General features: G+C 68.2%; 27 protein-coding genes. 18 read left to right on the forward strand and 9 right to left on the reverse strand.

Annotation, left to right across the window (positions count from 1 at the left end):
- Positions 1 to 37: 37 nt before the first annotated feature.
- From ABT061_RS40475 to ABT061_RS40495, 5 genes are all read left to right on the forward strand, one after another.
- Positions 38 to 877: a helix-turn-helix domain-containing protein gene (locus ABT061_RS40475; RefSeq protein WP_350928224.1), complete on the forward strand. Its 840-nt coding sequence runs from the start codon at positions 38 to 40 to the stop codon at positions 875 to 877.
- Between the two features lie 66 nt (positions 878 to 943).
- The gene (locus ABT061_RS40480; protein ID WP_350928226.1) at positions 944 to 1525 is read left to right on the forward strand and encodes a dihydrofolate reductase family protein; all 582 of its coding nucleotides are present in this window, start codon (positions 944 to 946) and stop codon (positions 1523 to 1525) included.
- A gap of 369 nt (positions 1526 to 1894) precedes the next feature.
- Entirely contained in the window at positions 1895 to 2821 is a 927-nt protein-coding gene (locus ABT061_RS40485; RefSeq protein WP_350928228.1) for a tyrosine-type recombinase/integrase, read from the forward strand.
- 498 nt (positions 2822 to 3319) lie between these two features.
- Entirely contained in the window at positions 3320 to 4180 is an 861-nt protein-coding gene (locus ABT061_RS40490) for an aminoglycoside phosphotransferase family protein (protein WP_350928230.1), read from the forward strand.
- 653 nt (positions 4181 to 4833) lie between these two features.
- A complete protein-coding gene (locus tag ABT061_RS40495) occupies positions 4834 to 7131 on the forward strand; it encodes a molybdopterin-dependent oxidoreductase (RefSeq protein WP_350928233.1) in 2298 nt (765 codons plus the stop codon).
- Positions 7132 to 7146: 15 nt separating this feature from the next.
- Here the strand turns inward: ABT061_RS40495 and ABT061_RS40500 are convergent, their stop codons facing one another.
- Complete coding sequence (locus ABT061_RS40500) at positions 7147 to 7380, reverse strand: hypothetical protein (protein ID WP_350928348.1); 234 nt, start codon at positions 7378 to 7380, stop codon at positions 7147 to 7149.
- Here ABT061_RS40500 and ABT061_RS48480 point away from each other — a divergent pair.
- Together ABT061_RS48480 and ABT061_RS40515 are read left to right on the forward strand one after the other, a co-directional pair.
- Positions 7313 to 8746 (forward strand): Tn3 family transposase, encoded by a 1434-nt coding sequence (locus ABT061_RS48480; protein WP_502991583.1) that lies wholly within the window; start codon positions 7313 to 7315, stop codon positions 8744 to 8746. The genes ABT061_RS40500 and ABT061_RS48480 overlap by 68 nt on opposite strands.
- Before the next feature lie 261 nt (positions 8747 to 9007).
- Positions 9008 to 9571: a dihydrofolate reductase family protein gene (locus ABT061_RS40515; protein WP_350928235.1), complete on the forward strand. Its 564-nt coding sequence runs from the start codon at positions 9008 to 9010 to the stop codon at positions 9569 to 9571.
- A gap of 327 nt (positions 9572 to 9898) precedes the next feature.
- Here the strand turns inward: ABT061_RS40515 and ABT061_RS40520 are convergent, their stop codons facing one another.
- Together ABT061_RS40520 and ABT061_RS40525 are read right to left on the reverse strand one after the other, a co-directional pair.
- A complete protein-coding gene (locus tag ABT061_RS40520) occupies positions 9899 to 10906 on the reverse strand; it encodes an RNA polymerase subunit sigma-70 (protein WP_350928237.1) in 1008 nt (335 codons plus the stop codon).
- A 94-nt stretch (positions 10907 to 11000) separates the two neighbouring features.
- Positions 11001 to 11243, reverse strand: a complete 243-nt coding sequence (locus ABT061_RS40525) for a hypothetical protein (protein ID WP_350928239.1) — start codon at positions 11241 to 11243, stop codon at positions 11001 to 11003.
- Positions 11244 to 11654: 411 nt separating this feature from the next.
- On the opposite strand from ABT061_RS40525, the gene ABT061_RS40530 reads away from it, so the two are divergent.
- Positions 11655 to 12203, forward strand: a complete 549-nt coding sequence (locus ABT061_RS40530) for a tyrosine-type recombinase/integrase (RefSeq protein ID WP_350928340.1) — start codon at positions 11655 to 11657, stop codon at positions 12201 to 12203.
- Between the two features lie 61 nt (positions 12204 to 12264).
- On the opposite strand, the gene ABT061_RS40535 is transcribed toward ABT061_RS40530, so the two are convergent.
- The gene (locus ABT061_RS40535; protein ID WP_350928241.1) at positions 12265 to 12429 is read right to left on the reverse strand and encodes a hypothetical protein; all 165 of its coding nucleotides are present in this window, start codon (positions 12427 to 12429) and stop codon (positions 12265 to 12267) included.
- 546 nt (positions 12430 to 12975) lie between these two features.
- Here ABT061_RS40535 and ABT061_RS40540 point away from each other — a divergent pair.
- A complete protein-coding gene (locus tag ABT061_RS40540) occupies positions 12976 to 13719 on the forward strand; it encodes a hypothetical protein (protein ID WP_350928243.1) in 744 nt (247 codons plus the stop codon).
- 654 nt (positions 13720 to 14373) lie between these two features.
- On the opposite strand, the gene ABT061_RS40545 is transcribed toward ABT061_RS40540, so the two are convergent.
- The 4 genes from ABT061_RS40545 to ABT061_RS40560 all read right to left on the reverse strand — a co-directional run bounded on the left by ABT061_RS40545 (position 14374) and on the right by ABT061_RS40560 (position 16308).
- Positions 14374 to 14553, reverse strand: coding sequence for a hypothetical protein (locus ABT061_RS40545; RefSeq protein ID WP_350928245.1), 180 nt, complete (start codon positions 14551 to 14553; stop codon positions 14374 to 14376).
- 6 nt (positions 14554 to 14559) lie between these two features.
- The gene (locus ABT061_RS40550; RefSeq protein WP_350928247.1) at positions 14560 to 14901 is read right to left on the reverse strand and encodes a DUF4240 domain-containing protein; all 342 of its coding nucleotides are present in this window, start codon (positions 14899 to 14901) and stop codon (positions 14560 to 14562) included.
- A gap of 91 nt (positions 14902 to 14992) precedes the next feature.
- Positions 14993 to 15406, reverse strand: coding sequence for a hypothetical protein (locus ABT061_RS40555; RefSeq protein WP_350928248.1), 414 nt, complete (start codon positions 15404 to 15406; stop codon positions 14993 to 14995).
- Positions 15406 to 16308: an aminoglycoside phosphotransferase family protein gene (locus ABT061_RS40560; RefSeq protein ID WP_350928250.1), complete on the reverse strand. Its 903-nt coding sequence runs from the start codon at positions 16306 to 16308 to the stop codon at positions 15406 to 15408. The genes ABT061_RS40555 and ABT061_RS40560 overlap by 1 nt, the downstream gene beginning before the upstream one ends.
- 165 nt (positions 16309 to 16473) lie before the next feature.
- On the opposite strand from ABT061_RS40560, the gene ABT061_RS40565 reads away from it, so the two are divergent.
- The 6 genes from ABT061_RS40565 to ABT061_RS40590 all read left to right on the forward strand — a co-directional run bounded on the left by ABT061_RS40565 (position 16474) and on the right by ABT061_RS40590 (position 21780).
- Entirely contained in the window at positions 16474 to 16767 is a 294-nt protein-coding gene (locus ABT061_RS40565) for a hypothetical protein (RefSeq protein WP_350928252.1), read from the forward strand.
- A gap of 310 nt (positions 16768 to 17077) precedes the next feature.
- On the forward strand, positions 17078 to 17911 hold the full coding sequence (locus ABT061_RS40570; protein ID WP_350928254.1) for an SGNH/GDSL hydrolase family protein: 834 nt from the start codon (positions 17078 to 17080) through the stop codon (positions 17909 to 17911).
- Entirely contained in the window at positions 17911 to 19101 is a 1191-nt protein-coding gene (locus ABT061_RS40575; protein ID WP_350928256.1) for an acyltransferase family protein, read from the forward strand. The genes ABT061_RS40570 and ABT061_RS40575 overlap by 1 nt, the downstream gene beginning before the upstream one ends.
- A 44-nt stretch (positions 19102 to 19145) precedes the next feature.
- Positions 19146 to 19670, forward strand: coding sequence for a GerMN domain-containing protein (locus ABT061_RS40580; protein ID WP_350928258.1), 525 nt, complete (start codon positions 19146 to 19148; stop codon positions 19668 to 19670).
- Entirely contained in the window at positions 19667 to 20350 is a 684-nt protein-coding gene (locus ABT061_RS40585) for a response regulator transcription factor (RefSeq protein ID WP_350928261.1), read from the forward strand. Before ABT061_RS40580 ends, ABT061_RS40585 begins: the two co-directional genes overlap by 4 nt.
- Positions 20347 to 21780 (forward strand): ATP-binding protein, encoded by a 1434-nt coding sequence (locus tag ABT061_RS40590; protein WP_350928263.1) that lies wholly within the window; start codon positions 20347 to 20349, stop codon positions 21778 to 21780. Before ABT061_RS40585 ends, ABT061_RS40590 begins: the two co-directional genes overlap by 4 nt.
- Before the next feature lie 492 nt (positions 21781 to 22272).
- Here the strand turns inward: ABT061_RS40590 and ABT061_RS40595 are convergent, their stop codons facing one another.
- The gene (locus tag ABT061_RS40595) at positions 22273 to 23514 is read right to left on the reverse strand and encodes an MFS transporter (protein ID WP_350928265.1); all 1242 of its coding nucleotides are present in this window, start codon (positions 23512 to 23514) and stop codon (positions 22273 to 22275) included.
- Positions 23515 to 23588: 74 nt separating this feature from the next.
- Here ABT061_RS40595 and ABT061_RS40600 point away from each other — a divergent pair, with 74 nt between their 5' ends.
- The 3 genes from ABT061_RS40600 (at position 23589) to ABT061_RS40610 (ending at position 25523) form a co-directional block, all read left to right on the forward strand.
- Positions 23589 to 24464, forward strand: coding sequence for a LysR family transcriptional regulator (locus ABT061_RS40600; protein WP_350928267.1), 876 nt, complete (start codon positions 23589 to 23591; stop codon positions 24462 to 24464).
- A complete protein-coding gene (locus ABT061_RS40605) occupies positions 24389 to 24892 on the forward strand; it encodes a pentapeptide repeat-containing protein (protein ID WP_350928269.1) in 504 nt (167 codons plus the stop codon). Before ABT061_RS40600 ends, ABT061_RS40605 begins: the two co-directional genes overlap by 76 nt.
- A gap of 241 nt (positions 24893 to 25133) precedes the next feature.
- Positions 25134 to 25523 (forward strand): WD40 repeat domain-containing protein, encoded by a 390-nt coding sequence (locus ABT061_RS40610; protein ID WP_350928271.1) that lies wholly within the window; start codon positions 25134 to 25136, stop codon positions 25521 to 25523.
- The last annotated feature ends 265 nt before the right edge of the window (positions 25524 to 25788 follow it).

Raw genomic sequence — 25788 nt, forward strand, 5'->3', positions numbered from 1 at the left:
GCGCTCGATGCCGGCGGGGTTCGGCGATACTGTGGGCGTGGAGTACGTGTCCAGAGTGCCGCGACCGCCGCTGGACGGGCTGATCGACGACCTTTACTACCTGGAGGGTACGCCGCCGTACGCCCGGCTGACGCTGCCGCCGATGCCGTCGGCGTTGCTCATCGTCAACCTCGGGGCGCCGTTCCGCATCCGCGCCGGCACCGACATCGAGACGGCCGAGTACGCCGACGGCTGCGTGGTCACCATGCCCACCCGCGCGTTGGAGTTCGGCTACCCACTCCGGACCCGGTCCGTCGGCGTGCACTTCAAGCCGTGGGGGCTGGCGCCGTTCCTGCCGATGCCCGCGGCCGAGCTGTGTGACCGGCCGGTGACGGTGGAGCAGGTTTGGGGCCGGCCCGCCATTGCCGAGCTGCGGGACCGGCTGGCCACGGCGGCCGGGCCGTACGAGATGCTGACGCTGCTCGAGGAGGAGCTAATGCGACGGCTGTGCGAGACCGTCGGTCTGGGGCTGGTCCGCCATACGAGCAGCGTCATCGCGGCGGCCAGCGGGGCGGTGGCGATCGGCGACCTGAGCGTGGCAGCCGGTGTCAGCAGCACTCATCTGGCGCAGCGGTTCAAGGAGCTCATCGGCGTCACGCCGAAGCGGCTGGCCCGCACCTACCGCTTCACCGCCACCGTGTTCGCGATCAACCCCGCCGGACCGATCGACTGGGGCGACCTCGCCGGTGGCGCAGGCTACTTCGACCAGGCCCACTTCGGCCACGAGTTCCGGGCGTTCACCGGGCTCACGCCGACCCGGTACGTCGAAGTCCGGCGGCGGTTCCTGCGCGAACATCCCGGCCACGCGCTGGACGGCTGGCCGCTGCCGGCCGATTGATTTCTTACAAGAGCGACAGCTCACGACACGCTAATTTGGGGGCACCCCAAAGCAGAGGAGAGCCCCGTGGGCAAGGTGGTCATGTACAGCTCGGTGTCGGTGGACGGCTTCGTCGCGGACGAGAATGACCAGCCCGGACCGCTGTTCGACTGGTTGTCCAGCGGTGACGTCCCGTTGGACGAGAGCGGCGAGCTGAAGGTGTCGCAGACGTCCTACGACTACACCCGGCCGTACTGGGACCAGATCGGAGTCACGATCGTCGGCCGCCACGTTTTCGACATGACGGACGGCTGGGACGGGAAGCCGCCGGGCGGGATCGACCACGTGGTCGTCGTGACGCACCGGCCGGAGCCCGAGGGCTGGGACCCCGAGGCGCCGTTTCACTTCGTCGACGGCGTCGAGGCAGCCGTGGCCAAGGCGCAGGAGCTTGCGGGTGACCGCATGGTCGAGGTCGCCGCTGGCGACGTCGGTGGCCAGGTGCTTGCCGCGGGCCTGATCGACGAGGTGCGCATGGACGTCGTACCCGTCGTGTTCGGGTCCGGCAAGCGCTACTTCGGGTCGGTCCACGCGCAGCACCTGTTGGAGGATCCTGACGTGGTGATTCAGGGCAACCGGGTGCTTCACCTGCGCTATCGGGTGCGCCGTTGACCGATCTGAGCGGGTACGCGAAGAAGTCCACTGCGAACAGTGACACAAGATCGGGCCTCCGGCTGCGTTTGCGCATCGCTGTCCCTGGTCGGGCAGCCGACGCCGATCCGCCCCAGCACCTCACCTGCGGCAAGTTCAACTCAAGGTCACTGGTTGCCGGTTTCCGTCGTATCTTGGCCGACCCCCGAACGGACTTGGCCTGAGCGTGGCCTCGGGACTTTGGGCCCGATCAACGCGCCGACGCCGCCCTCCCATCAGAGCTTCTGATATCTCTCGATATCAGAAGCTAATCGCAGGACTAGCTTCTGATATCGCGGTCCTGGACTACGCTTAGCCCGGCGAATCAACCTCTGATATTGCGAGGGCGATGTGGGGCGGCAGCACCAAGCGGTACCCGAGGCGTTCACCACGATCCACGCCGCCTACGCCGCAGCGCTGAAGCGGGCCCCGCTGGACGGCGACACCCGCCGCGCCTACGACTCCCGGGTCCGGACCTTCCTCGCCTGGCTGGAGGCCAGCGGCCTCGACGGCGACCCGCTCACCGACGCCCACGACCGCGACTTCGCCGTCCGCGACTACAAGACCCACATGAAGACCGTGCTGCGCCGCGCGTCGAATACCGTCAACGCCCACCTCACCGCGTTGGACCACTTCTTCACCCAGCTCGGACTCGGCCCCGCCGTCGTCCGCCGCGACGACGCCCCCAAGCTCGCGCCCCGCACCCTGGACGCCCGCCAGCAGAAGCGCTACCTGCGCGCCGTCGAACGCCGCCCCCTCGCCCGCGACCGCGCCATCGGCCGGCTGCTGTTCTACTCCGGCGTCCGGATCGCCGAGCTCGTCGCTCTGGACGACGACGACGTCCCGCTCTCGGCGCGCAAAGGCAAGGTCATCGTCCGCTCCGGCAAGGGCGAGACCTCCCGCGAGATCCCGCTCCTGGACGGCACCGCGCGGACCTCCGTCACCGAGTGGCGCACCGACCGTGCCTCCTGGCCCGGCGCCGACACCCCGGCGCTGTTCCTCAATCGCCGCGGCGGGCGTCTGTCGGCCCGGGCGGTCGACCAGCTCATGGACGAACTCGCCACCGACGCCGACATCCTCGACGACGCGGGCGCCCTCGCCCTTTCCGCCCACATCCTGCGGCACACCTTGGCGACCAACCTCCTGCGCGCGGGCGTCGACATCGTCGTCGTCGCCGAACTCCTCGGCCACACCCGCCTCGACACCACCCGCCGTTACACCCTGCCTACCCACGCCGACCTCGAAGACGCCGTCAGCCATCTTCCCGCCGATCAGTAGGGCCACCGCTGACCTGGGCGAACTTGATCGCGTGTACCTGGCTGCACGAGTCTTACCGACACCCCCTGTCGGGCGGGCTGACGATCCGCCAGGCCGCCGAGAGTTTGAAGGTGGAGACCTTCACCCTGAAGGCGTGGCTGAAGGAAGCCGGTATCCAGATCAGCCCTGCCGCGTCCACGCCGGTGACGGCGAAGAAGGGGTTGAGGAACCGGCGGACAGCCGTTGGCGCTGAGAATGATCATGCATGGCAGGCCGCATAAGATCTTGGAGGAGTCAAGCTGTCTATACGGGCGATTAGCTTACGGTCAACCAGATCTCCTGGCACGACGGCGTCTACGGCGACGTGCACTGAGACACCGGCGTCACCAAGCAGGACGGCTCCTCGGGCGGCAGACACGATGTCCTCACACTGGTCGCCAAGCGCACCACGGAGACAACCAGGCATACCCGGCTTCAGCGCCTACGTCTGTCAAGGCCATCCCGCACTATCGTTGCGGCATGAACACCCCGGCAGCGGAAGCCAACATCGACGACGACCTTGTTGACCGCCTGATCCGCGTGCAGCACCCGGATCTGGTGGGCCCGCTTACCCCCGTCGCCAACGGCTGGGACAACGTCATCTACCGCCTGGGGGCGGACCTGTCCGTACGGCTGCCGCGCCGCCAGGTTGCCGTCGACCTCATCGTCAACGAGCAACGCTGGCTGCCAGTCCTGGCCGACTACGTCGAGGTCGCGCTGCCCATACCCGTCAGAACCGGCGTGCCCGGCGAGGGCTACCCGTGGCCGTGGACGATCGCGCCCTGGTTCGAAGGCCGCACGGTCGCCGACGTGCCGCCGCCCCACCGCTCCAGCATCGCCGTCCCGTTGGCCGACTTCATGACGGGCCTCCACCGGCCCGCACCGCCTGACGCACCGCGTAACCCCGTCCGCGGAGTCCCGCTCGCCGCCCGCGACGAAGCGGTACGGCAACGCCTACCGTCCATTCCCCGATCAGCTGAGCTTCTCCCCCTCTGGGAGAAACTGGCCGCCCTCCCGCCCTGGCAGGGCCCCGCGCTCTGGCTCCACGGCGACCCGCACCCGGGAAACCTCCTGCTCAACGGGGAAGAGCTGGCGGCTGTCCTGGACTTCGGCGACCTCACCAGCGGCGATCCCGCCACCGACCTTGCCGCCGCGTGGTTGGTGTTCGACGAGAACGCGCGCGGGGTCTTCCGATCACGCGTGGACGCCGACGAGGTGACCTGGGAGCGCGCACGGGGCTGGGCCCTCGCCATGGGCACTGCTCTGGCCGCCTACTCGGCCGATAACCCCAGCATGGCGACCATCGGCGATCACGTCCTCGACCAGGTGCTTCTCACCTAGAGGTGTAACGCAGCGCCCGATAGAGCACGGGGTGATGGCGTGGCTCAGTTGCCGGCGGCGAGTTCGGCGCGTGCAGCGGGGGCTGCGACGGCTTGGCGGCCGCCGCTGGATTTCAACTCGGGCACGTACTTGGGGTGGCACCGGAATACGGTAGAAACGGGCCGTGGGACGACAAAGTGACTGATCAGCGCTGAGCCAGTGCCTCGTAGGCACGAGGTTGAGGAACCCAGGAACAGCGGTTGGCGCTGAGAATGATCATCGTGCGGGAGGCCGCCTGGGTCTCGATGTGATGAAGGTATGGCGGGCGGCCGGGTGCCTGGACGACTAGGGAGACACCGTTCCTGCCCGGAGCGGTGGGCGATCACAATCGCGTCGACGCTACCTGCTCGCCCACGGCCGCCCCCTCGCCGAATTGACCACCCGCGAGGAGCTGATGCTCTTGACCTGGTCGCTCGCGGCCTGTTCAGGGGACGTCGCCCCTGATTGCGAGGGTGTTTGCCGGGACGTTGGCGTTTCCGCTTTGGGGTCCCGTAGCCCATCCGCTTCTCTACGGCAACGGTCACTTTGTAGTGCCCGGGGTATGACGTTAGCAACCGCTGACCAATATCAGGCGGAAACTTCAGAGTCGGAGTTGATGCATGGTGGAACGACGCATGTCGGTTGCGACGCACTGGGGTAGTTATATCGCCGTAGTCGATTCCGGCCAGCTGGTGCGAATCGAGCCGAGGCACGATGACCCCGTGCCATCGCCGATCGGCCCCGGAATGGTGACAGCCGCCGACGATAGCGCTCGCGTGTTGCGCCCCGCGGTGCGCAAGGGCTGGCTGAACGGCGAGCCGCGCGCCCACGACACGGCCAGAGGTACGGACGCCTTCGTGGAGGTGAGCTGGGACGATGCGATCACGCTGGTGAGCGATGAACTCCGTCGAGTTCGTTCACAGCACGGAGACAGCGCGGTGTTCGGCGGGTCCTACGGCTGGGCGAGTGCGGGCAGGTTCCACCACGCGCAGGGTCAGCTCCACCGGTTCCTGGCGCTGGGAGGGGGATACACCGACTCTCGCAACACCTACAGCACCGCGGCGTTGGAGGTCATCCTCCCTCATGTGATCGGCGGCCATCCGTGGAGCTACCAGTCCCGGATGCCGATGTGGGGTGAGATAGCCGAGAACTGTGAGCTTGTGGTGGCGTTTGGAGGGCTTGCCCTCAAGAACAGCCAGATCAACCCTGGCGGGCTGGCCAGGCACCAGACGCAGAACCTGCAACGCCAGTGCCGTGAGGCTGGGGTGCGGTTCGTGAACATCAGCCCCATCCGCAGCGATACCGCCGGCTTCCTCGACGCCGAATGGTTGCCCGTCATCCCCAACACCGACACCGCCGCGATGCTCGGCATCGCACACACGATGCTGGTCAACGGGTGGCACGATGAGGACTTCCTTCGCCGGTGCTGCGCCGGGTTCGATCGCTTCACCTCCTACCTGGTCGGCGAGCTCGATGGCATCCCGAAGGATGCTGCCTGGGCAGCGAAGATCACGGGCATCAGCCGCGACGCGATCACCGACCTCGCTGGCCGCCTCACCACCCAGCGTTCTCTCATCATGGTCAACTACGCGGTGCAACGGGCAGACCATGGTGAACAACCGATCTGGATGTCTGTCGTACTGGCCGCCATGGCGGGCTCGATGGGTCGGCCTGGCTGCGGCTGGGGCGCAGGGTACGCGACGATGGACGCGACAGGCGTTGCCCCAGATCGCCCCTTCGTGGGGACGATACCCGAGGTTTCCAACCCTGTTCCGGATTTCATCCCAGTGGCAAGGATCGCCGATGCCCTGCTGCATCCGGGCAAGACCATCGACTACGACGGCCAGCGCCTCACGTTGCCCGAGCTTCGCCTGATCTACTGGTGTGGAGGGAACCCGTTTCACCACCACCAAGATCTCCATCGGTTGGCGCGCGCCTGGCAGACCCCTGACACGGTGGTGGTTCACGAAGCCTGGTGGAACACCACGGCCAAGTTCGCGGACATCGTGCTGCCCGTCGCCACCAGCCTGGAGCGCGACGACTTCGCCGCCGGATTTTCGGACCCCCACATCGTCGCGATGCCGAAGGTCCGCGAGCCGGCGGGCGAGTCGCGCACCGATCACCACATCTTCGCCGCCTTGGCCTCCCGGCTCGGGTACGAGCGGGAGTTCACGGAGTCGCGCTCCGAGATCGAGTGGGTCCGACACCTTTACGAGCAGACGAGGGCCAAGCTCGGCGGCGATGCCGCCTTGCCGAGCTTCGACGACTTCTGGCGCAGCTCCACCGCTGAGCTGCCGGCGGCGACCGGACCGTTCCCCGGCAGTTTCGAGGACCTCCGCTCAGATCCGCAGCGTTTCCCCCTACTGACGCCGTCGGGCCGGATCGAGATCTTCTCCGAGGAGATCGACTCGTTCGGCTACGACGACTGCGCCGGGCATCCGAAGTGGTTTGAACCAGTGGAGTGGCTTCGTGCCGATCTGTCGGACCGATTCCCGCTGCACCTGATCTCGAATCAGCCGGCCTCACGCTTGCACAGTCAGTACGACAACGGTGGCCGCAGTCTCAGTTCGAAGATCGGTGGTCGTGAGCCCGTGACGATGAATCCGTTGGACGCTGCGTCGCGCGGCATCGAGAGCGGCATGATCGTGCGCGTCTACAACGATCGAGGTAGCTGTCTCGCGGGCGCGGTCCTGTCGGACGACGTCATGCCGGGCGTCGTGCAACTGTCCACGGGGGCGTGGTGGGATCCGGTCCAGCCAGGCCTGAACGGAACGTTGGACCGCCACGGTAATCCGAACGTTCTCACCGCGGATCGGCCGTGCTCGCGCCTGTCCCAAGGACCGAGTGCTCTCAGTGCGCTGGTCGACGTTGAGCGCTACGACAGCCCCCTTCCCGATGTGCTCGCCTTTTCACCCCCAAGCCTCGAGCATTGAGACTGGAGGAGGTCGTCAGCGGGAGCGTCGGCGTGCTGCCGGATCGTGTTCGGCGGTGATACGGGCGGAGGTCTCCTCGCCCAGGCGAACGTAGCGGCCGAGGCTGGCCAGGTGCTGGTGGCGGCTCTTGGCCTGCAACTCCGGCGCCCGGCGCGTCCCCGACGAGGCGCCGGACGGGTTCGTGCTGGCGTGGACCGCGGAGTGGTACGTGCGGGAGGAGGCGCTGTGGGCGGCGAACCTGGCGATCATCGGCTACCACGGCACGCTGCCGCTGACCCCGGTGTTCGGCACCGACACCCTGTCCTCCTCCGACGGGCAGCGATTCCCGGTGCGCGGCAAGACGTTGACCGGCCGGGACATGGTGATCCACGGCGGGCGGGTCCTCTCGACCTACACGCATGTGACCGACCAGCACACGACCTACGGCACGAAGATCATCGTCGCCACGAAACGCGAGGCGCACTACGTCCTTGACGAGATCCTGGGCAACGCGACGGACGTCCCCGTCACCGAGCACGCGACGGACACGCATAGGGTGACGCTGGTCAACTTCGGCCTGTTCGACCTGCTCGGCTTGCAGCTGTCCCCGCGCATCCGGGACCTGGGCAAGATCACCCTGTACCGCACCGGGTCGCGGGCGCAGGTCGAGGCAGAGTTCCCGCACACCGGACCGCTGCTGACCCGCAAGCTCAACACCGACCTGATCGCCGAACACTACGACGACCTGCTCCGTGTGGCCGGGTCGTTGAAGTTCGGGCAGGCCACCGCCTCCCTGCTGGTCGGCAAGCTCTCGGCCTCGGGACGGCAGAACGCCCTGGCTGCGGCGCTGAAGGAGTACGGCGCGCTGAGGAGAACGATCTATGCAGCCCGGTACTTGGCTGACCCGGCGTACAGGCGGAAGATCTCGCGGCAACTGAACAAGGGCGAGTCCCTGCACGCCCTCAAGCGCGATCTGCTCTACGCCCACGAAGGAACCGTGCGGGCCCGCCACATCGAAGCGCAGACCGAGCAGGCATGGTGCCTCACGCTGGTCACCAACGCGGTGGTGACGGTCGACGGAGTACTACGGCCTGGCCGTGGACTCGATGCGCGCGGCAGGCCGCCGCATCGACGACGAGGTCTTGGCCCATATCTCCCCGGCGCACAGCGAGAACATCAACTTCTTCGGCGCCATCGAGGTCGACATCGAAGGCGAACTCGCGCAGCTCGGCCCGACCGGATACCGGCCGCTGCGGGTGCGCGACACCCTGTTCTGAGCCGAGGGCCTGGCGATGGCTCGGCGTACCGGCCGAGGTGTTGGGGCGATGGTCTCGCCACGGCCTGCGGCGAAGCCATACGGCGCTGTCGGCCCTTCAGTAGTAGGCGCCGAAAAACAACGCTTAGCTGCGTCGGCGCTGCTGGATGTAGGTACTCGCGGATCTTGCCGCGCACGTGCGGCCGCTGGTCGCCGAGCGAGATGCCCAGCGTCGGGAACTGGTTGGCGATCTCCAGCGCGGTGAGGGGGCCTGGCTGGCGCTATAGCTGTGTGATCAGGCGTTCGGGGACCCAGATCGCTCACACTCCTGCTCGCGCAGCGAGCGCGTCGAGCGCTACCGCAACGCCTCTGCGAAAGTAGACAGCCTCTGTTGCAGGTGGCCGTGGAAGGCCTTCCCGTCCGGGCAGACGGCAGCAGCGGTCGGGGAGAGTTGGCCATGGGTGCGCCGCTGCCCGCGCGAGGGTGAAATCGAGATCCGGTGGGTGGTGCTCGAGCCTAGCCGAGTACGCCGTGCCGAGTCCGGAACGCGAGGACTACCTGCGGACGCAGATCGCGCACCGATTAGGTTTCCGCGCCGCGCCCGTCTGTACGTGTGAGATCGACTCACGAGAGGTTGGCACGATGCGGAAACTGATCTTCGGCATGAACCTGAGCCTGGACGGCTACATCGCCGCGCCCGGCGACGACCTCGGCTGGAGCGTACCGAGCGACGAGCTGTTCCAGTGGTGGTCCGACCGGGTGGGGGCGACCGACCTGGCGCTGTACGGGCGCAAGCTGTGGGAGGCGATGAGCTCCCACTGGCCGACCGCCGACCAGCAGCCTGGCGCTACCCCGGCGGAGATCGAGTTCGCCGGCCGCTGGCGGGACATGCCGAAGGTGGTGTTCTCCTCGACGACCAGCACGGTCGACTGGAACACCCGCCTGGTCACCGGCGACGCGGTCGCCGAGATCACCCGGCTCAAGGCCGAAGACGGCGGCCCGATGGACATCTGCGGCGCCACGCTCGCCGGGGCGGCCATGCGGGCCGGGCTGATCGACGAGTACGTGCTGGTCACCCACCCGGTCCTGGTGGGCGGCGGCACGCCGTTCTTCACGGCCCTGGACAGCTGGGTGAACCTGACCCTGGTGGAGACGCGGACGTTTCCCGGCGGCGTGGTGCTGACCCGATACGAGACGAGGCGATGAGCACGGGCCAGATGCTCGGCTCGTGAGGCCAGGTCGAAATCCTTCCTGGCGTGCTCACCGTGACCCTCGGCTATGAGGGAACCTTCCCCGGTCCCTTCCTTGCGTTCCGAGTGAGCTGTTGACCGACGTGCTGGAGATGAGGGACGACGGCGTCGTTGATCGTGACGATGTTCTTCGGGCATGAAGATGCCCCGCCGGCAACGCCGGCGGGGCGGTGGTGCTCGAGTTGCCGCGTTGGTGTTCAGCTGGTCGGGGTGCTCATTCCGCGGTGACTTCGGTGACGGCGGCCCGTGCGCTGGACTCGTCGACGATGGGGCCTTCGTCTGATCACAGTGTCGGGGGCAGGCCCAGCCATGGTTTGTCGGTGGCGTCGAATCCGGTGAGCTCGGCGATCTTCCTGTCGACGATGTGCAGGACCGCGATGGTAAATAGCCGGTACTCCGGGTCGTCGGGGGTGCGGAGGTACAGCGCGGCGGCAGGCATGCGGTTGACCGTCGTGGTGATACAGCGCCAGTCGTCGTGGCCGCGCTGGAAGAGCCCACCGGAGACCCAGCCGTCCACCGCGTCCTTGGCCGTGATGACCGAGGTTCCCGGCTCGGGCAGCATCGCGAAGCGCAGGTCGTCGCGCAGCAGGGACATCAGCCCGTCGAGGTCGTTGCGCTCATGGGCGTCGATATACGACTTCACCACGCCGCGCTCGTCATTCGACAGCTCGTGGGTGGCGGGGCTCCGCCAGTCGAGGCGGCGGTCGGGTAGCTGCTCGCGCATCGTCACACGGGCCCGCTGCAGTGCGCTGGTCACCGATGCGACGGTCAGCTCGAGGGCGTCGGCGGCCTTCGACGCCGGCCAGCCGAGGACGTCGCGCAGGATGAACGCCGCCCGCTGCCGCGGCGGCAGGTGCTGGACGGCGACGATGAACGCCAGCTCGATCGTCTCCCGCGCCACCACCGATTCCTGCGGGTCCTCGGGGAGCATCCGGTCGGGGTACGGCTGCAGGTACAGCACCTCGGAGCCGGGGTCCGGCAGCTCGGACGGTACGGGTGTGCGGTCGTTGCGCTTGTCCAGGAAGTCGAGGCAGGCGTTCGTCGCGATTCGGTACAGCCAGGTCCGCAGGGCCGCGTGGCCCTTGAACGACTCCCGCTTGTTCCAAGCTCGCAGGAACGTCTCCTGCGTCAGGTCCTGGGCGTCCTCGTAGTTCGCGAGCATCCGGTAGCAGTGCACCTGCAGCTCACGCCGGTGGCGCTCCGTGATGAGTGCGAACCGCGCCGTGTCGCCTGAGCGGACCGCCGCGAGGAACGTGGCCTCGTCGGCGCCCAGCGGTCTGGTGTCGGTCATGGTCATCAATCCTTCCACCGGTGCGAGGGCTAACAGAACTGACGACGTGGCGGAGGATTTCTGATCGGTGAAGCCGCTGACACCAGGCCGTTCGTCAGGCCGGGTGGGTCGGGTCGATCCAGGGGACGTGCTCCGGGTCGGGCACACCCTCGATGTCGAGGTGGGGTCCCGTAGTACCCCACAGCTTCGCGTCGTTGTCCGGTGGCGTGTTTGCCCGGCCGGTCCCGCACCCGCTCGACGAAGTCCGCGGCCTGCTGTTCAGCGTCAGCGGCTCCGGCGGCGCCTTCAGGTGCGCGAGCGCCTGTTCGTGCAGCCGTGCGTCGATGGTTCTTCGCACGGGCGCCGTCGTACGCTGAGGTCATAGTGATCACGTTTCCTGTCGACGGGCCTCGGCGTGTCAGATAATCCCGCATTATCCGACAAATTGGAGGATCGCTCCTGGGACGACGTCCCCGGCGGCGACACCCCTTTATGCGTGTTATCTGACAGCTGAGGGGAGCGGGGTCCCGATGGCCACCGAACGGCATCTGGCCGCCGTCGCGCAACCGCCGACCGACAGCGCCCAACCGGCGCCGCCTGGGGCGGCAAGGCGCCATCGACGTTCAACGCCAAGCGTGCCGCCGTCGGCTCCGCCCTGGCCTACTTCCACGAACAGGACTGGATCGGCGACCCGACCGCGGTCCTGGCCGGACTCGACCGGGAACACCAGCCCAAGCCGACCGACAACCGCGTCCGCACCCGCGAACAGATCGACCGGCTGATCACCGACAAGCGCCAGTCGCTGGAGGACCGGACGCTGTGGTCGATGCTGTACTCCACGGCCGCCCGCGCCGACGAGGTGCTGCGCCTGGACGTCGAGGACCTGGACCGCGCCAACCGCCGTGCCCGCACGATCCGCAAGGGCGGCAAGGAAGACGACCTGCTCTACGACATCCGCACCGCCCGGATGCTCGGCCGGCTCCTCGGCCGCCGCCGCACCGGGCCGGTGTTCCTGTCCACCCGCCGCGCACCCGAGGACGGCACCGCGCGCTCCGGGGAGTTCGACAAGAGCAGTCGACGGCGCCGGATGACCTACCGCACCGCCGAACGACACCTTGGCACCGCTACCAGTGGCTGGGACCTGCACGATCTACGCCACTCCCGGCTCACCCACGCCGGAGAGGACGGCGCCACCGAGGCCGACCTGATGAACCTCTCCGGTCACGAAGACCGCCGCACGCTACAGCGGTACCTCAAGCCGTCCAAGGAGGGCACCCACCGACGGCTGGACGAGATCGACGCTCAACGCGGTACCTAAACGCCCAGCGCGGAGGAACTCGCCGCCCGCATGGCCACGCACTGATCAGAATCACCACAGGTCAGGCATATCCGCCCGAAAATTTCCTGAGAACTACAGGGACCCCGAACAGCTCCGACACCGTGAGGGTGTCACCGGGATGCGCGGCGGCGGCGACCCTGGCGAACGCGGGTCGCTCCAGCGCGGGAATCTTGGAGGTTGCCGCCGGGTCCTCGAACAGCCGCACCCCCGAACCCCTCGGCCACACCCTCGGTCTGGACCAGCAGCCCGGCCTCGGTGAGGATGTGCCGCTGCCGCAGCAGGGACTGGGCCGCGGGGGACGAGCGGGAGTAGACGATCCGAACCGGCGCTCCTCGGGAAGGACGAAGCCCCCGTTCTATCTGTCGGAAAATACTGTCGTCAATCGGAGCCCGAAATGGCCCGCCAGGCGTGGTGTTTTTTCCTCCTGTATCCGTTTCTCGGGGCCGGGTGATCGGCCTGTCGGGAAACCGTCTAATTCCGACACCCCGAGAAGGTGCCACAGCGCGATCAAGCCCACTCTGGAGCTGGGGACACGTTTGGGAGCGGAGGGCCGACTTATGGTGGGCACGCAAGGTCCGCATTGGAGGCGCACTCTGATGAACGGGCTTCGCCGTACTGGATGGGGTGCCTGGATGAACCCTCCAGGCCGGTGGCGCGTCCATCAGGTATGAAGAGATCGCGTTTGACCGTCATCGCGGTGCTCGCGTCGTTGTGCGCCTGCGGCCAGTCTGGTGCTGGTCCGGTACCCACTGTGGCTGGGACCGAGACGATCGTGTTGCCGCGGGCCGATCAGCCCAAAGCGCATCGGCCCACCCTGGAGCGGCTCAAGCGAGAGGCGGCGTCGTCGGGCCGACCCCTGGAGGAGGTCGTCAAGCGGTACGCGACCCGGGTGGCTGCTACCTCGTCGCCCAAGCCGACGGACTTCGAGGGTTACGACCCTGCCGTGACCGACCCGGACGTGGCGATCGACGGCATTCCCTACGCCGAGCTGGTCGACCTCGGGGCCATCGCCAAATCGGAGGGCATCTCCTACGAGGAGGCCATCGACCGCTTCGGCTCACAGTCGTCCAACAGCCGGGTGATCGACAAACTTAACGCGGAGTTCCCCGACGAGATCTCCGGCGTCAGATACGTCGACGACCAGCGGGGGCTGCGCGTCGGCTTCAAGGGGCCCATCCCGACTCGCGCGATCGAGCTGGTCAGGACCCTCCCCATGGAGGTCACCCTGATCGGCGGCAAGGGATTCTCGGCCGCGGAGCTCCGGCGGGCCCAGGACACGGTCGTCTCCTGGCTCGGATCCCGTCCTGAGGTGGCCACGATGATGGCGCACTCAGATGACGAGACCGGCCAAGTCAAGGTCACAGTTCAGCCGAAGGTGATGCCGAACGATGCGGAGGAGTTCAAGCGTGGGCTTCAGCTCCCGCAGCTGGACAATCCGCACATCACCGTCGAGGTCACGCTCTCCGCCGAACCGATCGACGTTCGGCCGCAGTGAGGGCCACCGAAGCCCCGGCGCGCACGCGGCTGGGCCCGAACTCACCGACCCGGCAGACCTCACCGCCCAGCGCGCCCGCCAGGTCGGCAACCAGCCCGCTGGACTGTAGGCGCAAGATCGGCATCTTCATCCTGGCCGCCACGGGAGCCGCCGCGCTGGCCCCGCGGGGACGTTGGCGGCGGCGGCTTTCTACGCCTGGAAACATCTAGCTGGACCTGCTCGATCGCCACCGTACGGCGAGCTCACCGCGAGGGGCCGGTACAGCTCGGCGCCAGGCGGCAAGCTACTGCTCTTTCACTTTCTCGTGGGCAAGCTCGGCGACGAACGTGCCGCACGAACACGATCAAGCAGAAACGGCCCACCCAACCAGCCACATTCACCGCACCGAAACGATCAGAAACCACAAGCGTGATCCCTCACTCCGCTACCTGGCGGTTGGGGACATGTTCGGGAGCGGAGGGCCCAGATGCCGGTCCCAGTAGTAACGACGCAGGAGACAACGGATATGCAGGTCAGCGGCCCATCTTCCACGCTGTGCCCGAAGGTCCCCAAGGGAGCTCTGACCTGCATATTCATTGAAAATTCCGTCGATACTACCGAGACCTCAAGGTGATGGAGAAGAAGGCGACGCGGGAGGGCGAGCGCCGACGACCTTCAGCCGCCCGTCGGCAGGAGGTCGAGGGTATGGGTGAGGGCGGCGCGGCCCCTGCACAGGGCAGCGGCCGGGTCGGTCCTGGCTGGTCCCTGCCAGCGGAGATAGACCATGGTGGAGCCGTGGCGCACGGCCACGGCGATGTGCGCTACGGAGTCGTGACGGGCAGGATGGCGCAACATCACTCCCTACCTGCCCACTCCCACACCGGTGCTCCGGGACTCGCCGCCACAGTCACCCGTCAGCCGCTCCCACATCTCCCAGACGAGCACGCCAAGCTCCTCGCCAGCGTTGACGGAGTCAACATCGTGGGCCAGCTCGACCAGGGCATCCGGGTCGGCCGCGATCCGATCCACCGCTGCACGTCCGTGACTGATAATCCAGGCGCGCACGTCGCCGAAGAAGTCATCGCTCACAAAACCGAGCAGCACACAAGCGGCATCCCAGACCGGCCACGAGAACAATCGATCCTTGACGTCCTCCCACCGGTCACGAAACGCCGGCAGGACCTCGGTCGACGAGCTCTTCAAGAAGAACTCGCGCAGGAGCTGGACTGGCGACCCAGCACGCCTCCACCATCTCGGCGGGCATCCTCAATCAAGATCCACAACTCATCCTCGGTCACGTCAGCACGCTGCAGCGCTCCATGCTGAACAACTGCCGCTTGACAAGGTGCAGAGAAACTTCGAGAGGCGCAAGCTGGCCCTGGGGCAGTGCGGCCGAGCATACGGAAGCAGCTGTGTCCACGAGCACGCCTGTGTTCGATGCCCGGTACTGATCGTGGGGCCAGGCGAACGGCCCCGCCTGGAAGAGATCCGTGAGAACCTCCATGCCAGGATCGCCGAAGCCGAACGTGAAGGATGGCCAGGCGACGTCGAGCAACTGACCGTCAGCCTCGCCGCCACCGATGACAAGATCAGCCAGATTGACGCCAGGGAGCGACGAAAGGACTCGCCGGTGTTCATCGGCATGCCACCGATCGGCCAGCTCGTAGTTCGGGAAGCTGAGAACCGGGACAAGACGGGCTGACTGCATCAAACGCCCTTCAGAACACGATCAAGTGCCGCCCGGCCTGCAGGTCCCCAGTTCGGCTTCCCGCCGGGAAGGCCCCGATCTCCGTTCTGCCCCATGAGCATCAGGAAGAGGCTCTTCATAGCAGCCAGCCCGCGGGCGCGCCGGATCGCCGCCTCGTCCGCGTGTGCGTACGCGTCGAAGAACCGTGAGGCCGCGCCCGCGGGGAGCAGCACCCACGCGGCGCCGAGGTCCCACGCCGGATCGCCGGCGGACATGTCACCGAAGTCGATGATGCCCGAGAGCGTCCCGTCCGAGACGACGACATTCGCGGGATGGAGGTCACCGTGCACCCACACCGGCGGGCCCTCCCACTCGGGGGCCGCGACGGCATCGGCCCAGACGGCCCGGACGGCGCGGACATCGCCGACGGCGTCGCGGTCAATGGCCTGCAAGAACTGCTCGAAGCCGCCCGTGCACCTCTTGGGGTGAGCGCCGAGGTCCGAACTGGCGGGGGCCTCGGCGGGCGCCTCCACATGGAGCGCCCTGAGGAAGCTCGCCAGCGTGTCGGCCGCGTGGGTGCCACGGCTGATCGAGCCGTGGTCCAGCGGCTCGCCGGGAACCCAGGTCATCACGGTCCAGTGCTTGGGGAAGCGCTCGGACGGTTCGCCGAACCGCACCGGGGTCGGCACCGGAAGCGGCAGGCGCGGAGCCAGCACAGGTAGCCACCGCCGCTCCTTGAGCTGGAGCTCCGGGGTAGGGTCCATGCGCTGCATGCGCACGGCCAACTCATCCCCAAGGCGCCACATTTGGTTGCCCCAGCCGCCCGCCACCTCGCGGATGGCCAGCCCTGCAAGGTCTGGATGTTGCTCCTGCAGCAGGTCGCGGACCAGGTCTGCGGTGATCTCAATCTCGGTGTCGGTCATGCGAAGTCACAGTACTGAGGCGGCAGGCGGAGCGGCTCTCGCTCTCCGGAGCATCTCGCTGTGATTCCTCTGGCATCACCGATTCGGTTTTAGAGAGCTGCAGATCAGAGGCTTTGGGACGGAACGACCCCATAGTTCAGAGAATCCTGCATTCGGTGCCCACTTTTGCGCATCGACCCTGCCCAGCAGCGTCGGCTCCAGGAGATCCGCGACAACCTGCTCGCCCGCATCACCGAAGCCAAACGCGAGGGCTGGACCGGCGAAGCCGAAGGGCTCCACGTCAGCCTCACCTCCGCCGAAGCCAAACTCGCCCAATTCGACGGGCTCATCGCCCGCCGCAACGCCGCCGTCAATCTGGGCATGCCCACCTATCGCGACCTGGCCCAGACCCTCACCCTCTCAGGAGAGCCCCGCTTCGGGACGCGCAGGCAACGGCCTGACAACCAGCAGTATTCATGATCGTTTCGTAGTTCAGAGAAGCCATGTCAGGCAAGTAAGGTTGGCGCGTACTTGCCTGACCAGTATTCAGGGGTCTTCAGGCATGTCAGCCATGTCAGGTGCACTGCCTCGGTACTACCGGCCTGGGTCTGCTGTTCCTCGGTCTCCAACGTCGTCAGCCGGAACCTCATCGTCTCGCGTATCTGCGCCGGCGGGCCGTACCGCGCCGGAGGCGAGGGTCAGCGAAGCTCTGTGATGGCTGATCCCTCATTGTGTGATGAAACGATGACAACGCGGTTGACCACCGGATTCGTCTGATTGCCTACGGATCATGCAACCGACGAACCCCTCTCCTGACTCCCCGTTCTCCCAAGGATCCACTGGCCGCCGTCGTGCCGGAGTGATGGCGGCCGCCGTCGCAGTCGGGGCCACGCTGGCGGCCTGCGGCGCATTCACCGCAGCCCCCGGCGACGGACCGGCCGCGGCGGACGCGACGGCCCAGCACGCCAGTCAGGCCGCGACCAGCGTCAGGGTGTTGTGGATGGGCGACTCCATCGCGGGCGCGGAGGCCCCGGCCGTGGAGGCCGCGCTGAAGGCCAGCGGTGTGCAGTTCAAGAACGCCACCTCTAACGGCGGCGGCAACATCGTCGCCGGTGATCACCCGGTGACGGCCGTGGCGGCCAAGGACACCTGGAAGAGGCTGAAGGAGGACCTCGCCTCCTTCCGGCCGACGGTGATCGCGTACCAGATCACCACCTACGACTGGGGCACGCCTCACCAGCAGCTGGCGGCCTACCAGAAGCTCTCCCGGACGGCAAAGGACGCCGGCGCCCGGCTCGTCCTGGTGTCCGCCCCGCCGTTCAAGATCGACGATTTCTACAAGCCCCACGAGGACGCGATCAAGAACGCGCCCGTGATGGCCGCCAAGGTCGCTGACGTTCGCTACCTGGATGCCTCTGAACTGTGGGGGGACGACTACGCCGCCGACAAGGCCCAGCGTGCCAAGGACGGGATCCACTCCTGTCAACAAGGGGCGGCGGCCTTCGCCACCTGGTTCGCCAGGCAGCTCGGCAAACTGGCCGGCTTCACTCCGCCCGCCCCCGGCGCCTGGGCCACCGGGCCGTGGACCGGCGACGAGCGCTTCGTCAAACTCGGCTGCGGCTGATGGATTCAGCCTCCCGCCGCGCGCATATCGGCGCGCTCGATGGGCTGCGCGGGCTCGCCGTCGCCGCGGTCCTGCTGTTCCACGCCGGGCACATGCGCGGCGGGTTTCTGGGCGTCGACCTGTTCTTCGTCCTGTCCGGCTTTCTGATCACCGGTCTGCTGCTGGAGGAGCTCGCCGGGCCCGGCCGTATCGACCTGGTGGCCTTCTGGGGGCGCAGAGCCCGTAGACTCCTGCCCGCGCTGGCCGTCATGGTCGCGGCAACGTTGCTGCTGGCCTGGGCGTTCGCCGGGCCGGACGTGCTGGGGTCCGCCCTGCGGGACGCGCCATGGGCGGCCGCCCAGAGCCTGAACTGGCATTTCATCGGCGAGCAGATCGGATACTGGAACGCCTCCGGCACCCGTCTGTTCGCCCACCTGTGGAGCATCAGCGTCGAGTGGCAGTTCTACCTGGCCTGGCCCCTGGTGGTGGCGCTGGTCGGGAAGGGGCACGGCGGGCAGCGGCGGGTCGCGCTCGTCGCGGTCGCCGGCGCGTTCGTCTCACTCCTGCTCATGATCAGGCTCGGGGCGGCCGTGGATACCACCCGCGCCTACGAGGGCACCGACACTCGGGCTTTCTCCCTGCTCCTCGGCGCGGCCGCGGCCACCGCACCCGTCCGCCGCGCCGTGGCCGGCCTGTCACCCACGGCCGTGGACGCGATCTGTGTCCCGCTGCTGGGCGGGCTGCTCGCGTCATGGGTGCTGACCAGCGGGGAAACGACCCCCGGCCTGTTCCAGGGCGGGATGTTCGCGCACGCCCTGGCCGGCGCCGCGCTGATCGCGCTCCTCGCCCACGCGCCGGACGGTCTGGCGGGCCGGGCAGTGGGCAGCGCCGTACCGCGCCGGCTGGGCGAGCTGTCCTACAGCCTGTACCTGTGGCACTGGCCGGTCTATCTGCTGCTGCCACGGCCGGTGGCCGGGCTGGCCGGCTGGGGGTGGACGGTCACCGCGATCGGCCTGTCGCTGCTGGCTGCGGTAGTGTCGAAGGTCGCCGTCGAGGACCCGGTGCGGCTGCGGGCCCGGTGGGCCACCGGACGCCGTGGATGGGTGGCGCTGGCCGTCGCGGGAGTGATGGTGGCGGGACTGTGGGCGGCGATACCGCGGCCGCAGCCCGGTGCCGGGACGGTCGATGTGAGCAGGCTCGGCCAGCTCTAGCCAGGTCACACCGGTGACATCGCGTCGAAGAGGAGGAGCAACACATGCCGGGGGTGCTGTGCCGCGTGGTGACCGTCCTGGTCGCGGCGGTGGCGCTGGCGGGCTGCGGGATCACCGACACCGATGCGCTGCCCGCCGGTCAGCCGGTCCAGGGCGGCCTGACCGAGAACAGCAACCAGCTACTGCGGGTGTACTTCGTCACGCAAGAGGGTGTTTGGCCAGTCTCGCGGCCGGCCCCGGCCGGAAACCGGCTGCAACGGGCCATGGACGCGTTGCTCGTCGGCCCCACGGCGGATGAGCGGGCCCGAGGGCTGATCACACAGCTTCCCTCGTCAATCCAGCCGGTCCGGGCCACGACGACCAGAGGCCGGGTGGAACTGCGTCTGCCCTGGCTGGTACGCGACCTGCGGCCGGTGGCGGTGAGCCAGCTCGTGTGCACGGCCGCCGCCGCGGACGTCGGCGACGACCCCGTCGTCGAGGTGATCGAGCCCGCCATGGACCAGCCCTGGCCGGTCAGATGCGACGAGACCGGATCGGTCGTCCCAGCCGCCCAAGGAGCCTCCTCATGACCCGCGTGCTCGTGATAGAAGACGATCCGGCCGTGCGCCGGGGCGTGAGCGTCGGCCTGCGCCACAGGGGCCACGAAACCGTGCTGGTCGCGACCGGTGAAGACGGGCTGGCCGAACTCGTCGCGAGCGCCCCCGAGGTCGTGCTGCTCGACCTGATGCTGCCCGGCATGAGCGGCCTGGAGACCTGCCGCCGCATCCGCGCCTTCAGCCAGGTGCCCATCGTGATCCTGTCCGCGCGCGACGATGACGTGGACATCGTGGTCGGTCTGGAGGCCGGCGCCGACGACTACGTGATCAAGCCTGCCAGCAGCGAGGTCATCGAGGCACGCATGCGCGCGGTGCTGCGCCGTACCACGCCGCCCGCCTCCTCTGACCAGGCCCGCACCACCCACGGCGACCTGCTCATCGACCGGGTCGCCCTGCGCGCGCTCAAGCACGGCACGCAACTTGCGCTGGCGCCGACGGAGCTGAGGCTGCTGCTGTTCCTGTCGGCCGCTCCTGAACAGACCTTCAGCCGCCAGCAACTCCTTGAACAGGTGTGGGAGCACACCTTCTACGGCGATTACCGGCTGGTCGACGCGTGCGTGATGCGGCTGCGGGCTAAAATCGAGGACGACCCCCGCAACCCCCGCTACATCCAAACCGTACGCGGCTTCGGCTACCGCTTCGGGCCGCTGTGATCCACCCGTCCCTCGCTCGCGGCCTGCGAGCTCAGCTGGTCCTGGTGTTCCTGCTGGTCTCCGTGCTCAGCGCGCTGATCGCCGCCATCATCACCTTCCGTCAGGGCCGCACCGCGATCGTGGAGCGCGCCCAGGCCGACGCCCTGCAGGACCTGCGCGCCCACCTCGCCTCCCGGACGCCTGACCTGCCCGCCGACCCCACCGAGACGGATCTGCGTACGCTGGCGCTGCAACTGGACCGCGCGGCAGGCATCCGCGGCTGGCGCACCGCCCTGTCCTATCGCGGCGGCCCGCTCATCGCCACCGGAGCGCAGCCGCCACTGCCCGCGCAGTTGCGCACTCAAGCGGCCAACGCGACCACCGCACTGGCCCAGCGCTTCCATCGCGGCCAGGCGCCCTGGCTGGCCGTAACCCTTCCGGTCACCGCCGCCACCCGTCCACACGGCCCCCCGCCCCTCGTCGTCTACGCCTCCTTCTCCCTGGCTTCCCAGCAGCAGGATGTGGACACCCTGGCGGCCGCCGCCCGCGCCGGAGCCCTGCCCGTCGCCCTGATCTCCATCGTCCCCGCACTGCTGGCCGCGCACAGACTGCTGCGACCGGTACAGCGGCTGCGGACAGCCGCCGAGCGGATGGCGGGCGGCAGTCTCGACACCCGCGTACGCGTCACCGGCAACGACGAACTCGCCGACCTCGGCCGTACCTTCAACACCATGGCGGCCACGCTCCAGTCCGACGCGGCCGCGCTGCGCGACATGGAAGCGCGGGCACGCCGGTTCGCCGCCGACGTCTCCCACGAGTTGCGCACCCCGCTGGCGGCCATGTCCGCCGTGACCGAAGTCCTCGACGCCGACGCCGCCTCCGGCCGCCTCGCGCCACTCACCGCCGAGGCGCTGCAACTCGTCTCCGACGAGACACGCAAGCTCAGCCGCCTGGTAGAGGACCTGATCGAGGTGTCCCGCTTCGACGCCGGCGTCGCCGTACTGAACCTTGACGAAGTCGACGTGGGCGAGCTCATCGGCAAGACGCTAGCGCTGCGGCACTGGCGGGACCGGGTCCGCACCGATGTTCCCCCTGGGCTGCGCGCCCGGCTCGACCCGCGCCGCGTCGATGTCATCCTGGCCAACCTCGTCGGCAACGCGCTGCGGCACGGCGGCACGGCGGTATCGGTGCTCGTCCAGGTTCGGGCCGATACCGACCAGATCGCCGTCACCGTCTCCGACGACGGGCCCGGCATCCCCGCCGACCTGCTGCCCCACGTCTTCGACCGCTTCACCAAAGGTGACGCCGCCCGTACCCGTACCGACGGCAGCGGCCTGGGCCTGGCCATCGCTACCGAGAACGCGCGCCTGCACGGCGGCACTCTCACCGCGACCAACGCCCCCCGAGGCGGAACCATCCTGACCCTCAGCCTGCCGCGGAATCCACCATGAGGAACGCCCGTACGCGCGGCACCAGGTAAACGGGCAGGCCGGACCCTGGGAAGAACGAAGCCAGGGCCAGCCCGAAATCCACCGCCGAGTCCACGATCGGCCCCGGTGCGGAGTGCAACTGTCGCCTGCGATCGCTACCGGCCTGCCCCATGCTGCCCCGGGTTCTGTCCCACGCCAGAAGAAGTTTCGGTGGAACACCGGACACGCATACGATCCAACGTGCCTTACGTACCTGAAAAGATCATCTCGCTCTGACCTGCGAGACGAGGTCAACAACCCAAGATAACGATCGCGGCGCGCAGGGCCGTAGCGACCGCTGTGGACTCGTACACGACCGAGCGAGTGACGTTGTCACCCCAGGTGGTTCCAACGTGAACGTACCGGCCGCGCCGGGTGACGCGACGGCCGCGGTTTCAGTTCTTGGAGTCGATGACGTAGACATCGGCCGGGCCGATGGCGAGGTGGTCGACGAAGTGAGCGGTTTTGCATCCATCACTGACTGTCGGGGCTCGGGGAGGGGGCGGTGCGCTTCTCTCCCGCGGAAACGCGCACCCCGAGCGCCGCCGCGAAGGCGACTGCGAGCAGGACCAGACCGTACGCGACCGTCGACGGCCAGCGTCCGTGCTCGTAGGCCAGGCCGCCCGCCGATCCGCCGACGCTGCTGCCGAGGTAGTAGAAGAACAGGTAGAGCCCGGACGCGTGGGCCCTCGCGGTGGCTGCGCGCCGTCCCACCCAGCCGCTGGCGACCGAGTGCGCGGCGAAGAAGCCGGTGGTCATGATCAGGAGTCCGGCGGCCACGGCCGGCAGCGAATCGGGCAGCGTCAGCAGCAGGCCGCCCGCGGTGACCAGGCAGGCGCCTAGGAGCACCGGCCGGCGGCCGATCCGGTCGGCGAGCGAGCCTGCCGTGGGCGAGCTGAATGTGCCGGCGAGGTACATGATGAACAGCAGCGCCACGACTGCCTGCGGCAGACCGAACGGTGCCGCGATCAGGCGGTACCCGAGGTAGTTGTAGACGGTGACAAAGGTGGCCATCAGGACGAGGCCGACTACGTACAGGCGGCGCATGCCCGGGTCGCGCAGATGGCGCAGCAGCCCGCCGAGGCCCGGCCGCGAGGACGTGAAGAACCGCGAGCGCGGCAGCAGGGCCCAGAACGCCACTGTGAGCAGCGCCGAGGCGAGCGCCGTCACGGCGAGTCCCCAGCGCCAGCCTGCCAGGTCGGTGACGAAGCCGGGCAGCAGCCGTCCGGCCAGCCCGCCGATCGTGTTGCCGGCGATGTATCGGCCCATGGCGCCGCCGAACGCCTCCGGGTGGACTTCCTCGGCAAGATAGGCCATCGCGACCGCGGGAACGCCGGCGAGGGCGATCCCCTGCAGGGCGCGCACCGCCGCCAGTTCCGGGAACGACGGGCAGAGCGGGATCAGCAGGCCGAGTGGCACCGCGATCGCTGAGGAGATCAGCATGACCTGCGTACGGCCGAACCGCTCCGACAGCGCGCTGACCGGGATCACCGCGAGGGCGAGCGTCCCGGTGGCCAGGGAAACGAGCAGGCTGGAGCCGGCCGGCGAGACGTGGAAGGCCCGGGAGAGTACAGGCAGCAACGCCTGGGCGCTGTAGAGCGAGATGAAGGTGGTCAGCCCGGCGACGAACAGGGCCAGGTTGACCCGGCGCAGCCCGGGGGAGTCGCGACGGTGCCGTTCTTCCGGTGAGAGCGTGGATACCAGTGAGGAAACCATGTCCTCTCCACAATGCGACATGGTGCGCTGATACGTCCAATGAGTGTTATTTGTAAGAACTATGCTTGCTACGCATGGATCTGGTTACAGTGCGCTGGTTCCTCCGCGTCGCGGAGACCGGCAACGTCACGCGGGCGGCCGAGGAGCTGCGGATCTCCCAGCCGGGGCTTTCCCGCGCCATCGCCCGGCTCGAACGTGACCTGCGCGCGCCTCTATTCGACCGCGAGGGCCGTACGCTCCGGCTCAACGCGTACGGCGCGATCTTCCGTGAGCACGCCGAGCACCTGGTCGCCACCGAAGACGCGGCCCGGCAAGCGCTCGCCCAGGCCGCCGATCCCGAGCACGGCGAGGTTGGCCTGGCCTTCCTACACACGCAGGGCACCGTGCTGGTGCCGGAACTGCTCCGCGCGTACCGGGCCGAGCACCCCTGGGTGGACTTCCGGCTGATGCAGGGCAGCGCCGAGCGCATCGAGGAGCAAGTCGTCCAGGGGCACGCGGATATGGCGATCACCAGCCCTCGCCCGGAGGGCCTGGCGTGGCATCTGCTGACGACGGAACGGCTGAGACTGGCCGTTCCGGCCGGTCACCGCCTGGCGGTCACGGGAGCGAGGGAGCAGGGGGAAGTGAGCCTGACGGAGGTGGCGGACGAGCCGTTCATCGTCCTGAGGCACGGGTACGGCTTGCGCTCGATCATCGAGAACCTGTTCCGCGAGGCAGGCATCCGCCCGAAGATCGCCTTCGAGGGAGAAGAGACAAGCACGCTGCGTGGCCTGGTCGCGGCCGGGCTGGGCGTGGCGGTGGTCCCACCGGGCGACGCGGTAGCGGGGGTCGCCGAACGCGAGATCGCGGGCGCACGACGAAGGATCGGCCTGGTATGGGTCGCGGATCGCACCCGCCCACCGGCAGTGGAGAACTTCCGTCACTTCGTCCTCGCCCACGCAGCGGAATAGCCAAGGCATACGGTGCCGGCTGTCCAGCAGTCGTAGAAGCCGCGGGTGAGGCCCGCCAGCGGCCGCAGCTCTACGCCGAGGCGCAGGTCGAGCTGGCCCGCGCGGGTGCGCGGGGCCTACCGCAGGCCCTTCGACCGGCCGAGTGCCTCGACCACCTCAGCGCTCGCGGCCAGGGCCTACCGCAGGCGGATCGCCTCGGCAGCGCGGACCTCACCGGCGCGAACCTCACCAACGTGATCCTCCACTGCGCAGACCTCACCGGTGCGAACCTCGAGGGCACACGCTTCGACGGCGCAGACCTCGACGGCGTAATTGGCTTGCCGGAGCATCGGCGGTCGGCGCCAAGCATGTCACTCCCTTCAGTCTCCGATATGGTCCCGCCGGTGAAGGGAGAGACCGCAGCGGCCGAAGGGGCTGCGGCAGGGTGAAATGCCCCTTTCACAAGGACGCGAATCAACTCACGGGAATGCTACTTCCCACAAGTTACTGATCGGTAGGACCGGGTTTTCCGGGGCGCGCATCAGGGTCCCCGGTAGTGATGCCGGGCCCGCCCGGCGCGGCCGCGCCCCGGAGCCGTTCGCCACCGGCGAGCCGCTCGGCCCGGGCGGGCAGAAGGTGATGCAGACACCTTTAAGTCAACCTCAAGCCTGATCTTCTACACCTAGGGGTGTGAATACGATCTCTCCGCGGCAGCGCCGATCACTATCTCGCCGCACCCTGCTCCTGGGTGGGCTCGGCGCCTTGGCCGCCATCGGCGTACCGACCACGGTCGCCTGCACCCCCGACCCCACACCAAACGCCACCAAACCCACACCGAGCGCTACCCTCACCGGCCACACCTATTGGGTCTACTCGGTGGTCTTCAGCCCGGACGGCAAAACCCTCGCCACCGGCAGCGCCGACACCAGCGTGAAGTTGTGGGACGTGGCCGGCCGCAAAACCATTGCCACCCTCACCGGCCACACCGACGCTGTCTCCTCGGTGGTCTTCAGCCCGGACGGCAAGCTCCTCGCCACCGGCAGCCTCGACGACACGGTGCGGTTGTGGCCGACCCGCTGACCCAGTAGATCATCACCGCTTCAGCCCTACCGCCAAAATCCGGTCCGATCCTCCCCGAAGGCCGGCCGATCCGCCCGCCGGAGGGGATCATAGAACCAGACTTCTGTGAGCGAATTCCACAGACCTCGCGCGCCCGCGCGTAGGGGGTCCAGAAAGTCCGGAAACTGGCCTGCTCGCCGACGGTCGTCGTCGGCTCAGCGCAGCGCCCCGGAGGGACCGGACCGCGATCAGGTGCCCTGATCGCCTATCTTGCTGCCGTGACCAG

This window comes from Streptosporangium sp. NPDC002544 (genome assembly GCF_040295965.1).
Classification (GTDB): domain Bacteria; phylum Actinomycetota; class Actinomycetes; order Streptosporangiales; family Streptosporangiaceae; genus Streptosporangium.